The organism is Nonomuraea monospora, from assembly GCF_039531895.1.
Classification (GTDB): Bacteria; Actinomycetota; Actinomycetes; order Streptosporangiales; family Streptosporangiaceae; genus Nonomuraea; species Nonomuraea monospora.
Map to the genome: position 1 here is coordinate 60796 of NZ_BAAAQX010000027.1, position 12093 is coordinate 72888.

12 protein-coding genes are annotated in these 12093 nt (G+C 72.8%); 8 read left to right on the forward strand and 4 right to left on the reverse strand.

Translation table 11 applies throughout. The features are described from left to right. Positions 1 to 25: 25 nt before the first annotated feature. The 6 genes from ABD331_RS39690 to ABD331_RS39715 are packed head-to-tail and all read left to right on the forward strand — an operon-like array spanning position 26 to position 6576. Positions 26 to 1609 carry an ABC transporter substrate-binding protein gene (locus ABD331_RS39690; protein WP_344487169.1) on the forward strand — a complete coding sequence of 528 codons (1584 nt, stop codon included), beginning with the start codon at positions 26 to 28 and terminating at the stop codon, positions 1607 to 1609. A gap of 12 nt (positions 1610 to 1621) precedes the next feature. Further along, positions 1622 to 2644, forward strand: a complete 1023-nt coding sequence (locus ABD331_RS39695) for an ABC transporter permease (RefSeq protein ID WP_344487171.1) — start codon at positions 1622 to 1624, stop codon at positions 2642 to 2644. Next, positions 2641 to 3501, forward strand: coding sequence for an ABC transporter permease (locus ABD331_RS39700; protein WP_344487173.1), 861 nt, complete (start codon positions 2641 to 2643; stop codon positions 3499 to 3501). Before ABD331_RS39695 ends, ABD331_RS39700 begins: the two co-directional genes overlap by 4 nt. After that, on the forward strand, positions 3498 to 4271 hold the full coding sequence (locus ABD331_RS39705; RefSeq protein WP_344487175.1) for an ABC transporter ATP-binding protein: 774 nt from the start codon (positions 3498 to 3500) through the stop codon (positions 4269 to 4271). The genes ABD331_RS39700 and ABD331_RS39705 overlap by 4 nt, the downstream gene beginning before the upstream one ends. Beyond that, positions 4271 to 5182: an ABC transporter ATP-binding protein gene (locus tag ABD331_RS39710; RefSeq protein WP_344487177.1), complete on the forward strand. Its 912-nt coding sequence runs from the start codon at positions 4271 to 4273 to the stop codon at positions 5180 to 5182. Before ABD331_RS39705 ends, ABD331_RS39710 begins: the two co-directional genes overlap by 1 nt. Further along, positions 5179 to 6576 (forward strand): M24 family metallopeptidase, encoded by a 1398-nt coding sequence (locus ABD331_RS39715; protein ID WP_344487179.1) that lies wholly within the window; start codon positions 5179 to 5181, stop codon positions 6574 to 6576. Before ABD331_RS39710 ends, ABD331_RS39715 begins: the two co-directional genes overlap by 4 nt. 24 nt (positions 6577 to 6600) lie before the next feature. On the opposite strand, the gene ABD331_RS39720 is transcribed toward ABD331_RS39715, so the two are convergent. Next, the gene (locus ABD331_RS39720) at positions 6601 to 7356 is read right to left on the reverse strand and encodes a hypothetical protein (protein WP_344487181.1); all 756 of its coding nucleotides are present in this window, start codon (positions 7354 to 7356) and stop codon (positions 6601 to 6603) included. 221 nt (positions 7357 to 7577) lie between these two features. Between ABD331_RS39720 and ABD331_RS39725 the strand changes: the two genes are divergently transcribed. Both ABD331_RS39725 and ABD331_RS39730 read left to right on the forward strand, forming a co-directional pair. After that, positions 7578 to 8924 carry an alpha/beta hydrolase family protein gene (locus tag ABD331_RS39725; protein ID WP_344487183.1) on the forward strand — a complete coding sequence of 449 codons (1347 nt, stop codon included), beginning with the start codon at positions 7578 to 7580 and terminating at the stop codon, positions 8922 to 8924. Positions 8925 to 9023: 99 nt separating this feature from the next. Further along, positions 9024 to 9353 carry a hypothetical protein gene (locus ABD331_RS39730; RefSeq protein ID WP_344487185.1) on the forward strand — a complete coding sequence of 110 codons (330 nt, stop codon included), beginning with the start codon at positions 9024 to 9026 and terminating at the stop codon, positions 9351 to 9353. 37 nt (positions 9354 to 9390) lie between these two features. On the opposite strand, the gene ABD331_RS39735 is transcribed toward ABD331_RS39730, so the two are convergent. The 3 genes from ABD331_RS39735 to ABD331_RS39745 are packed head-to-tail and all read right to left on the reverse strand — an operon-like array spanning position 9391 to position 12091. Next, a complete protein-coding gene (locus ABD331_RS39735; protein WP_344487187.1) occupies positions 9391 to 10137 on the reverse strand; it encodes an amino acid ABC transporter ATP-binding protein in 747 nt (248 codons plus the stop codon). After that, complete coding sequence (locus tag ABD331_RS39740) at positions 10134 to 11222, reverse strand: amino acid ABC transporter permease (RefSeq protein WP_344487189.1); 1089 nt, start codon at positions 11220 to 11222, stop codon at positions 10134 to 10136. The genes ABD331_RS39735 and ABD331_RS39740 overlap by 4 nt, the downstream gene beginning before the upstream one ends. Then, positions 11207 to 12091 (reverse strand): ABC transporter substrate-binding protein, encoded by an 885-nt coding sequence (locus tag ABD331_RS39745; RefSeq protein WP_344487191.1) that lies wholly within the window; start codon positions 12089 to 12091, stop codon positions 11207 to 11209. The genes ABD331_RS39740 and ABD331_RS39745 overlap by 16 nt, the downstream gene beginning before the upstream one ends. Positions 12092 to 12093: the final 2 nt, after the last annotated feature.

Sequence of the window (12093 nt, forward strand, 5' to 3'; positions counted from 1 at the left end):
GAACGTCCAATCTTGGAGGACTCTCATGGCGACCCGCTCGCAGACGGCGGCCGTGCTGCTCGCCGGTGCACTCGCCCTGGCCGCCTGCGGCAGCGGCGGCGGCACCTCACAAACCCCCGCGGCCTCCGGTGGCGGCGGGAAGACCCTCGTCATCGACACGTCCTTCGACCTCAAGACCGCCGACCCCGGCCGCACGTACGAGCCGACCGGGCTCATCGTCGGCAAGGCGGTGTACGAGACGCTGCTCACGTTCGACGGGGCCGACGTGACCAAGCCCGTGCCGGCGCTGGCCGAGTCGTACGAGCTGTCCGAGGACGGCAAGACGCTCACCCTCAAGCTCAAGCAGGGCGCGACGTTCGCCGACGGCGCACCGGTGACGGCCGACGACGTGGTGTTCTCGCTGACCCGCGTGCGCGACATGAAGGGCACGCCGTCGTTCCTGCTGGACGGCGTCGAGGTGGCCAAGACCGACGACACGACGATCACGCTGACGTCGAAGACGGCCAACCCGGCGCTGCCGTTCATCCTGCCGAACCCGGCGCTGGGCATCCTCAACAGCAAGGTCGCCAAGCAGAACGGCGCGACCGCCGACGCCCAGGACAAGGCCGAGCAGTACCTGAACGCCAACTCCGCCGGCTCGGGGCCGTACACCATCGAGTCGTTCAACGTGAGCAGCCAGGTCACGCTCAAGGCGAACCCGAAGTACTACGGGACCAAGCCCGCCTACGACAAGGTCGTCATCCGCAACGTCGAGGCCGCCACCCAGAAGCTGAACGTCCAGCGCGGCGACAGCCAGGTGGCGCTGAACCTGTCGGGCGACCAGGTGACCGGCATGCCCGCCACCATGCAGGTCAAGAAGACCGCCTCGGCGAACGTCATCTTCCTGCTGGCCAACCAGGACTCCGCGATCAGCAAGACCACGCCGAACGCCAAGTTCGTCGAGGCCGTGCGCAAGGGCGTGGACTACGCGGGGCTGCTGGAGCTGGCCGGCGAGGGCTCGACCCAGGCGCCGGGCGTGATCCCGTCCCAGATCCTCGGCGCGCTGCCCGCCGACCAGGGCGCCAAGCGGGACGTCGAGGGCGCCAAGGCGGCGCTGGCCGCCAGCGGCCTGGCCAACCCGACCGTGAAGCTGGAGTACCCGAGCGAGCTGACCGTGAACGGCCTGTCGTTCCAGCCGCTCGCCGAGCGCATCCAGGCCAACCTCAAGGAGGTCGGCATCACGGTGGACCTGCAGCCCGCGCCCGTCACCACGGCGCTGGACAACTACCGCAACGGCAAGGAGGAGATGGGCCTGTGGTACTGGGGCCCCGACTACCCGGACCCGAGCGACTACCTCGCCTTCCTGCCCGGTAAGACCGTCGGCCTGCGGGCCGGCTGGAAGGAGGGCGCGGCCAAGGAGATCGAGGAGGCGGGCGCCAAGGCCGCCGAGACGATCGGCGACGACGCGCGCAAGACCGCCTACGCCGACGTCCAGACCAAGCTCAACGCCTCCGGCCCGTTCATCCCGCTGATCCAGCCGAGCCAGAACATCGTGACGGCCGCCTCCGTCACCGGCCTGGAGTACCACCCGGTCTGGACCGTGGACGTCGCCGACCTCGGCGCGAAGTAGGGGCGGTCCGAGGTGCCTCCGCTCGCGCGGTTCCTTGTCCGCCGCGTCCTGCTGGCCGTCCTGATGGCGTGGGGCATCACGCTGGTGACGTTCGTCCTGACGAACCTCGTCCCCGGCGACCCCGTCGCCGCCAACCTCGGCCAGCGGGCACTGGGCGACCCGGCCATCGTCGCCCAGTGGCGGGCCGAGCACGGCCTGGACAAGCCGCTCTGGCAGCAGTACCTGATCCACCTCCAGGGCCTGGTCCAGGGCGACCTGGGCATGAGCCAGCAGAGCCACCGCCCGGTCAGCCAGGACCTGGCCGAGTTCGTGCCGGCGACGCTGGAGCTGGCGGGCGCGGCGATCCTGGTCTCGCTGGTGCTGGGCGTGGCGTTCGGCGTCGTGGCCGCGCTGCGCCGCGACCGGCTCTCCGACCACGCGCTGCGGGTGCTGAGCCTGGTCGGCATCTCGGTGCCGACGTTCTGGCTGGCGCTGGTCGCGTTCTACGTGTTCTTCTACCGCCTGCAGATCACCCCCGGCAGCGGCCGGGTGGACGCCGCCCTCGGCGGCGCCCCCGCCGTCACCGGGCTGCAGACGGTGGACGCCGTGCTGGCCGGCCGCTGGGACATCTTCTCCTCGGCCGTCGGCCACCTCATCACGCCCGCGCTGGTGCTGGCCCTCTACACGATCGGCCTGCTCACCCGCTTCACCCGCTCGGCGGTGCTGGAGGTGCTCGGGCAGGACTACGTGCGCGCCGCCCGCGCCAAGGGCCTGCCCGGCAGGACCGTCCTGTTCCGGTACGTGCTGCGCTCCGCGCTGGTGCCCATCATCACCGTGGCGGGCCTGGCGTTCGGCAGCCTGCTGTCCGGCACCGTCCTGGTCGAGGCGATCTTCGCCTGGCCCGGCGTCGGCCAGTACGCCTACAAGAGCGCCACCACCCTCGACCTGCCCGCCGTCATGGGCGTCGGCCTGGTGGTGGGCATCGTCTACCTCGTCATCAACCTGGTCGTGGACGTCCTGTACGGCGTCATCGACCCCCGAGTGAGGCTGCAATGACCCGCGTGAGTCTCCTGGGGCGGCTGCCCGAGGCGTGGCGGCAGCCGCTGGCCGTCGCCGGCGCCGTGCTCGCGCTGCTGTGGCTGGTCGTGGCGCTGGCCGCGCCCTGGCTCGCCCCGCACGACCCGCTCGCCCAGGAGCTGCCCCGCCTCGCGCCGCCCGGCCCCGGCCACTGGTTCGGCACCGACCAGCTCGGCCGCGACATCCTGAGCCGCGTCATGTACGGGGCGCGGGTGTCGATCCCGCTGACGCTGCTGCTGGTGGTCCTGTCGGTGCTGATCGGCGGCCTGCTCGGCGCGTGCGCCGGGTACTTCGGCCGCTGGGTGGACGAGACGATCATGCGGGTGGCGGACCTGGTGTTCGCGTTCCCGACCGTGATCCTCGCCATGGTGGTGGCCGCCGCGCTCGGCGCCAGCCTGACCAACGCGGTGCTGGCCGTGCTGGTGGTGGCCTGGCCCGCCTACGCCCGCGTCACGCGCGGCCTGGTGCTGGGGGTGCGCGAGCGGGAGTTCGTGCTGAGCGGACGGCTGCTCGGCTTCTCCGTGTGGCGCTCGCTGCGCGTGGACGTGCTGCCGAACATCACCGGCCCCGTCCTGGTGCTGGCCACGCTCGACATCGGCACCGCCCTGCTGCTGCTGTCCGGGCTGTCGTTCCTCGGCCTGGGCGCCAAGCCGCCGTCCCCAGAGTGGGGGGCGATGGTCGCCTCCGGCGTGGAGGTCTTCGACAGCTGGTGGGTGGCGACGTTCCCTGGGCTGGCCATCCTGACGGTCGTGCTGGCGTTCAACTTCCTGGGCGACACGCTGCGCGACGCCCTCGACCCCCGCACGGCCCGCGCGATCAAGGAGCGTGCCCTGTGACGCTGGACATCACCGGCCTGCGCGTCTCCATCGGCGGCAAGGACATCCTGCGCGGCGTGGACCTGCGGCTGGAGGCCGGCCGCGTGCACGGTCTTGCCGGGGAGAGCGGGTCGGGCAAGACGATGACCGGCCTGGCCGCGCTCGGGCTGCTGCCGCACGGCGCCCGCGTGACCGGCTCGATCCGGCTCGGCGAGCGCGAGCTGCTGACGCTGCCGCCCAAGGAGCTGAACCGGGTGCGCGGCGGCGAGATCGCCATGGTCTTCCAGGACCCGGCCACCAGCCTGCACCCCATGCTGACCATCGGCAAACAGCTCACCGAGCACATGCGCCACCACCTCGGGCTGGGCAAGGCCGAGGCCAAGGCGCGGGCCGTGGAACTGCTGGCCAAGGTCCGCATCCCCGGGCCGGAAGAGGCTTACGGGCGCTACCCACACCAGTTCTCCGGCGGCATGCGGCAGCGGATCGCGATCGCCATCGCGCTGGCCTGCTCGCCGAAGGTGCTCATCGCCGACGAACCCACCACGGCGCTGGACGTGACCGTGCAGGCCGGCGTGCTGCGGCTGCTGCGCGGCCTGTGCGACGAGCTGGGGCTCGCGGTGCTGCTGGTCACGCACGACCTGGGCGTCATGTCGGCGGTGGCCGACGAGGTGAGCGTGATGAAGGACGGCCTGGTGGTCGAGTCGGGGCCGCGCGGCCAGGTGCTGCGCGAGCCCGAGCACGCCTACACGCGCGCCCTGCTCGACTCCCTGCCCGATGCGGAGATCTCCTGATGAACGACCTGCTCACCATCGACGACCTGGTCGTCGAGCACCGCTCACCCGGCCGTCCCGTCGTGCGGGCCGTGGCCGGAGCCAGCCTCAGCGTGCGGCCCGGCGAGGTCGTCGGGCTCGTCGGCGAGTCCGGGTGCGGCAAGTCGACGCTGGCCCGCGCCGTCTGCGGGCTGAACCCGATCACCGGCGGCTCCATCGACTTCGACGGGCAGCCCGTCACGCCGCTCGGGCTGCGCCGCCGCAGGCTCACCGGGATCCAGATGGTGTTCCAGGACCCGTACGCGTCGCTGAACCCGCGACGGCGCGTGGGCGACCAGATCGCCGACGGCCTGCGCACCGCCCGCGACACCGCCGCGTCCCCCGCCGACCTGCTGGAACGCGTCGGACTGCCGCGCGACTTCGCCGGGCGGCACCCGCACGAGTTCTCCGGCGGGCAGCGGCAGCGCATCGCCATCGCGCGGGCGCTGGCGGCGCGGCCCCGGCTGCTGATCGGCGACGAGCCGATCTCCGCGCTGGACGCCTCCGCGCAGGCGCAGGTGGCCCGGCTGATGCGGGACCTCGCGGTCGAGTCGGGGGCCGGGCTGCTGTTCATCAGCCACGACCTGTCCGTGGTGCGGCTGATCGCGGACCGGATCGCGGTCATGTACCTCGGCAAGATCGTCGAAGTGGGCGACACGGCGGAGGTGTGGGCGAACCCCCGGCACCCCTACACCAGGGCGCTGCTCGCGGCCATCCCGCAACCGGACGGGCTCGGGGTGCTGCCGGAGGAACTGCCCGGCGACGTCCCGGACCCGGCCAGCCCGCCGTCCGGCTGCCGGTTCAACCCGCGGTGTCCGCTGGTGATGGACGTGTGCCGCGACAAGGAACCGGACTTCGGGCCGGTCGCCTGCTGGCTGCACGAGCCGAAATGACCCCCCGGCCTCCCGCCACCCCCGACCCGGCGGCCACCCCCGATCCGGCGGTCACGCCTGAGGAGGCGGCCACCCCCGACCTGGCGGTCACGCCTGAGGAGGCGGCCATGCGCGACGCGGCGGCCACGGGCGATGCGGCGACTACGCGGGGTGCGGCGATCACGCCTGCCCCGGCGACTACCCCGGATGCGGCGGTCACGCCTGGGGAGGCGGCCATGCGCGACGCGGCGGCCACGGGCGATGCGGCGACTACGCGGGGTGCGGCGATCACGCCTGCCCCGGCGACTACCCCGGATGCGGCGGCCACGTCTGCGGAGGCGGCCACGTCCGAGGCGGCGGTTGCGTCCGGCCTGGTGGTTGGGCTTGAGGAGGCGGTCGCGCGTGGGTCGGCGGTCGCGCCCGAGGTGGTGGTCGTGCCTGAGGCGGTGGTCGCGGGGCGGGTCGCCGGGGCGCGGGCGGCCATGGCGGAGGCCGGGATCGACGCGCTCGTGCTGCGCCCGTCGCCCGACTTCCGCTTCCTCGGCGGCGCGCAGGGGCCGTTCCTCGTCCTCACACAGGACGGGATGGCCGAGACCGCAGACCCGGGAGCGCTGGTGCCGCAGGGGGCGCGGCGGGTCGGGGTGGACCCGGAGATGCGGGTGCGCGAGCTGTTCGGGCTGGCGATCGAGGCCGAGCTGGTCCCCGCCACCCCGGTGCTCGCGCCGCTGCGCCTGCGCAAGGAGCCGTACGAGATCGAGGCGCTGCGGCGCGCCGTCGCGGCGGCGGAAGGCGTGCTGGAGCGGGTGCCGGAGCTGGCCTGGTTCGGGGAGAGCGAGCGGGCGATGGCCGCGCGGCTGCGCCCGCTGCTGCTGGAGTCCGGGTGCGAGGAGCTGCTGTCGCTGCGGGTGGCCGCCGGCGAGCACACCGCGCGGCCCGCGCACCTGCCCACGCGCCGCGTGATCAACCCGGGGGACGCGCTGGGCGTGTCGGTGTGCGGCCGGTGGGACGGCTACTGCGCGGAGGCGGCCCGCGTCTTCGTGGTGGCCGAGCCGCCGGAGGACTTCGAGGCGATGTACTCGGTGGTGCTCGCCGCCCACCGGGCGGGCCTGGCGGCACTGCGGCCCAGCGTCGCGGCCGGGGAGGTCGCCAGGGCGGTGGCCGAGGTGATCGACGGTAGCGGGTACGGGCGGTTCGCCGCTGCGCACACCGGCCGGGGCGTCGGCCTCGGGCCGGACGAAGGGCCGCGGCCGGGCGAGGACACGCTGCTGGAGCCCGGGATGACGTTCTGCCTGGAGCCGGCCATCCACGTGCCGGACCTGTTCGGGGCCAGGGTGGCGGACGTCGTGGTGTGCGCGGACGACGGCGCGCTGCCGCTCGGCACGTTCCCGCACACCCTGCACGTCCTCGACCGCTGAGCGATCGCGTCACCTCCCGCGCGGCTACGGGCGGGTGAGCGTCCACGCCCCCTGCGCGCGGACGTCGACGAACGTGGTGCCCGTCCGCAGCAGGAACTCGCCGGAGTACGCGCCGGTGGCGTTCACCTGCTGTTCGGTCCGGTCGCCGAGCACGTCGAGGACGAAGATCCCCGCGCCCGGGTGCGTGGCCCGGGCCGTGGTGTGCCTGCCTACGGGGCGGTCCATGCGCAGCACCTGGTCGCCCTGGCTCTGGACGGTGCTGCCCTGCCAGACCTGGGCCTGGGTGAGCGGCTTGGTAATGGCGGTCCACGCGCCGTCCGCCTGGACGCGTACGGTGAGGTCGCGCGGGCCGCCGTCGCGCGAGCCGATCAGGCGGGTGCCCGTGTATCGGCCGGTGGAGTCCACGAGAAGTCGCTCGCCGCCGTCCGAGGCGGCGGCGGTCACGACGAACGCTCCGGCGCCGTCGTGGGTGAGCGTGATCAGCCCCTCACCGCTGACCCCGGTCAGGGTCAGCACGCCGGGGCCCTGGCCCTGATGCGTCCTTAATGGGGCGAACGGCGCCCACCCGGTGGAGAACCGCACGCCGGGGGAGGGGGACGCGGGACCTGTGTAAGGCGACGTGGGACCCGCGTGGGGCGGCGCGGCGGGGGCGAGCACGAGGGCCAGGGCGGCCACGCCGGCGACCAGGACGGCCGTGACCCCGGCCACCGCCACCAGGACGGCGGCTGTCCCGCTCCGGCGCGACGCCGGCCGGGGGCGCGTACCGGGCAGAGGAGGCATCGTGGGCTCCGGGGTGGGGCGGGGGCGTGGCGACATCGTCCCCTTCCTGCCGCCCGGGCCGCAACCCTCCCCGGAGCGCGGCTGATCACCTCGCGGCCTGCCGTACCCCTCAAGGACGAGTGCGCGGCTCCAACCGGAGGGTGATGCGCGCGGTGGCGGGCCGCTGTCAGATTCGGGGGCAGGCGGTCGCCGGACCGCCCCGATCCGGAAGGACTCCAGCAGTGTCATCGAGACACAGCAGGGTGGTGGTGCGGGGGTCGGCGGTGATCGCGGGGCTCGCGCTCGCAAGCGGGCTCACCGCGACCGCCTCCGCCGCGACCGCCTCCGCCGCGACCGCCTCCGCCGTGGCGGCGGAGCGGGCCGAGCACACTCGCACCGCCGTGGCGGCGGATCAGGCCAAGCTCACCGCGCCACCCCTGACCGGCCAGTACGACGTCGGCACCACCGACCTCCACCTCATCGACCGATCCCGCCCCGACCCATGGAAACCGGAACGGCGCAGGGAACTCATGGTCACCGTCACCTACCCGGCCGGCCGGTCCGCGCAAGGCCCTCGGGCGCCGTGGCTCACACCAGGCCTGGCCACCGTCGTCGACCAGGCGCTGGCCGGCGACGACTACCTCGCCCTCCCGCCCGGCTCCATCGACTGGGCGTCGGCGAAGCGCAGGGCCGAGGCCGGCGTCCCCGTGGCGCACGGCGCGCCGAAGCCGGTCGCGCTCTTCTCTCCCGGCTTCGGCTTCCCACGCGAGACGTACACGGCGATCATCGACGACCTGGCGAGCCACGGCTACGTGGTCGTCTCGCTCTCGCACACCTACGAGAGCGCGGCGGTCGAGTTCCCCGGCGGGCGGCTCGAACTCCCGGTGTCCGAAGGCCCCGAACTGGTGAAGGCGCTCGACGCCCGGGTCGCCGACACCCGGTTCGTCCTCGACGAGCTCACGAAGCTGACCAGGGGAGAGAACCCGGACGCGGAGCAGCGCCCGCTGCCCCGCGGGCTCGGCCGTTCGCTCGACCTGTCCAGGGTGGGCGCCTACGGGCACTCTTACGGCGGGTTCACCGCGGGCGAGACGATGGTGCACGACCGCCGCATCGACGCCGGGGTCAACCTGGACGGCGCGATGGCGACCGCGATCGGCTACCCGCCGGGCACCCCCTACGTCCCGGGCGAGGTCACGAAACGCGGCCTGGACAGGCCGTTCCTCCTGATGGGCGCCGAAGCCGTGGACGAGAACGGGCAACCGCTCGAACACACGCACCGCTATCCCGCGTTCGACCGTAGCTGGGCGGACTTCTGGGCCGTCCAGCGAGGCTGGAAGCGGGATCTGTTCCTGCGCGGCGGCAGCACCCACCTGGCCTACAGCGACCTGCAGATCATCGTGCCGCAACTCGGCGCGCGCGTGGCGGCGGACAAGCGTGCGGCGCTCATCGGCACCATCGACCCCCGCCGCTCACTGGCCGCGCAGCGGGACTACCTGGGCGCGTTCTTCGACCTGCACCTGCGCGGCCGGGACCGGCACCTGTTCGACGGCGAGTCCCCGCGGCACCCGGACATCGACTTCATCGACTAGCCGGATCCCGGAGGCCCGCGGCCGTGTCAGTGGCCGTGTCAGTGGCCGCGTCAGCCCGGCATGGGCCGGGCATCAGAGCGGTCCGCGATCGTAACGACCATGAACGGACCAGTGATCGCGGACGAGATCGTCCTGGAAGGCATCGACCTCCGCCACCCGATGCGGAGCGCGCTGGCCCAGTTCAACGTCCTGCTCGGCAGCCTGTTCGCCATCGGCCTCGTCGTCGGGCTCGTGCCGGCGGGCCGGAAGGGCCCGGAGGTGCGGCAGCTGACGCGGAACCAGTCGCTCACCCCGCTCATCGAGACCCTGCGCGGCCTGCTGACCGGCCCGCCGTCGGCGGGCCCTGTCATCATGGCGATCGCCGGGTGCGCGGCGCTCTCGGCGGTCGGCTACCTGTGGGTACGGGGGCTGTTCACCAAGCGAGGGTAGGTTCCCCGCACGACTCCCAGGCTCCGGCTTCGAGTCGTCACAGGCGTCCGGCTTGCGACACCTTGCGCAGGAAGTCGCGGGTGCGCTCTTCGGCGGGGTCGTCGAAGATCTGGGCCGGCGGCCCCTGCTCCAGGATGCCCCCGCCGTGCAGGAAGCACACCCGCCCGGAGATCTCGCGGGCGAACCCCATCTCGTGGGTGGTGAGCAGCATGGTCATCCCGCTCTCCGCGAGGTCCTGGACGATGTTGAGCACCTCGATGACCAGCTCGGGGTCGAGCGCGGAGGTGATCTCGTCCAGCAGGAGGATGCGGGGGCTCATCAGCATCGTGCGGGCGATCGCCGCACGCTGCTGCTGGCCGCCGGACATCTGGTCAGGGTAGGAGCCGGCCTTGCCGGCCAGCCCGACCCTGCCGAGCATGGCCATGGCCCGCTCCTCGGCCTCTTCCTTGCTGCACAGACCGGTCTTCACCGGCGCGAGGACGGCGTTCTGCAGGACGGTCATGTGCGGGAAGAGGTTGTAGGACTGGAAGACCATGCCGACCTGCCGCCGCAGCCGCACGAGGTCGACGCCGGGCCCGGACACCACGTCGCCGTCCACGGCGATCTCGCCGCCGTCGATGCGCTCCAGGCCGTTGACGCACCGCAGCAGCGTGGACTTGCCGCATCCGGACGCGCCGATCAGGCTGATCACCTCGTGCGCCGCGACGTCCAGGTCGATGCCGCGCAGCACCGGGTGGTCGCCATAGGACTTGGTGACGCCGCGCAGCTCGATGAACGGGCTCATGAGGGCTTCCTCTCGCCGCGGGCCAGCAGGTAGTCCACGAGCCGGGTCTGCGGGACGGTGATGACCACGAACAGCAGGCAGACGACGGTGACCGAGGACAGGTTGTAGTAGTTGGCGGAGTAGATCTTGGCCTGGGCGAACGCGTCGATGATGCCGACGACGTTCACCAGGGCGGTGTCCTTCTGCAGCGCGACGAACGCGCCGAGCAGCGGCGGGACGATCCGCCGCACCGCCTGCGGCAGGATCACGTACCGCAGGGTGTGCGCGCGGGACAGGCCGAGCGACAGCGCGGCCGACTCCTGGCTGGGGTGGATCGACTCGATCGCCGAGCGGTACAGCTCGGCGTTGTAGGCGCTGTAGGTGAGGGTCAGCGCCACGACGGCGTAGACGACCGGGGGAGCGTCGCTGATCACCGGGATGCCGGCCAGCGGGACGCCGAAGCCGACGAGGTAGATCACCACGATGGCGGGCAGGCCGCGGAACAGGTCGATGTAGGCGATGGCCAGCAGGCGCAGCGGGCGCCCGCCCCGGCCGGGCGCGAGCCGGGCGAGCGCCAGCAGCAGGCCGATGACCAGCACCAGCGCCTGGGTGACGAGGGCGATGAGCACGTTGTGCCACAGCGCCTTGCCGGTCTCGGCGAAGCTCGTCCTCATCAGGTCCCAGCGCAGGAACGTCTCGCGGACGATCCCGTCGCTGACGGTGAGGAAGAAGACCAGCGCCATGAGACACAGGCAGAACCCGGCGACGCCCAGCGCCGTCCAGGACGACTCGCGGGAGGCCGCGGCGTCGCGGCGCGCGTCGGTGATCGCCCCGCGCGAGAGCGCCCGGGCGGACGCGGCGGAGCCGCGCAGCCCCTTCCAGGCGGGGATCCCGACGAGGACGGCCGCCACCACGGCGACCGCCAGGACGATCACGGATCCGGCGGGCAACCGGTGGACGGCGTTGGCCACCACCGCGGCCGTGACCGCGACCGTCAGTGCCACGCCGGTCCAGGCCGCGACGTTCAGCGGCCGTGAGCGCGGTGGCGGCACGGGCTTCCTGGCGCCGGTCGGCGCCTCGACGGCGGCGGTCACGACACCGGCCACTCGGGCAGGTCGTCGGGGTCCCCGCCGAGGAACGACTGGAACTGCTCCTTGAAGACCCGGTCCAGGGTGCCGTCGGCCTTCATCTCGCCGACGATCGTGTTGACCCCGGCGGTGTTCGCCGAGCCCTTGGGCAGCATGATCGCCGCGTCACCGCCGACGGGGTACTGGCCGATCACCTTGACCGCGTCGCCGATCTGCCGGGCGTTCAGCATGACCAGGGTGGTGTCGAGGATGACGGCGTCGATCTGGCGGGCCCGCAGCGCGGTGATCATGTCGTTGATCGACTGGTACTGCTTGGCCTGCTGGGCTGGTTTGAGCTGCTCGCTGACGAATTTGTCCTGGACGGAGCCGAGCAGGATGCCGATCCTGGCGTCCTTGATCGTGGTGGCGTCCAGGGTGCTGTCGGACCGCACGAGCACGCCGCTCTTGACGTTGAGGTACGGGTCGGTGAAGTCGGCGACCTTCTCGCGCTCGGGCGTCCTGTAGAGCTGGTAGATCGTCAGGTCGTAGTCCTTGGTCCGGCCGCTGACCAGGGCGTCGAACGAGACGTTCGTCAGCTCCAGCCGCGGGATGCCGGCCCGGTGGGCGATCTCGGCGGCCAGGCAGTAGGAGTAGCCGCTCCGGACGTTCTGCGGGGTGTCGCCGTTGTAGTCGCCCGGGGCGGGCAGCGCGGCCTGGATGGTGAGGACGCCGGATTCGACGGTCGTCAGCTTGTGGGCGCCGTAGGCGCCGCTGACCTTGCACTCGCCGTAGGACGGCGAGCCGTCGGCGGCCGTCCCGCCGTCCGAGCCGCCGCACGCGGTGAGCAGGCCGAGGCCCAGGGCCGTGACGCCGAGCAGGCCCGCGGCCCGGGAGGTGATGGCCGGCATGG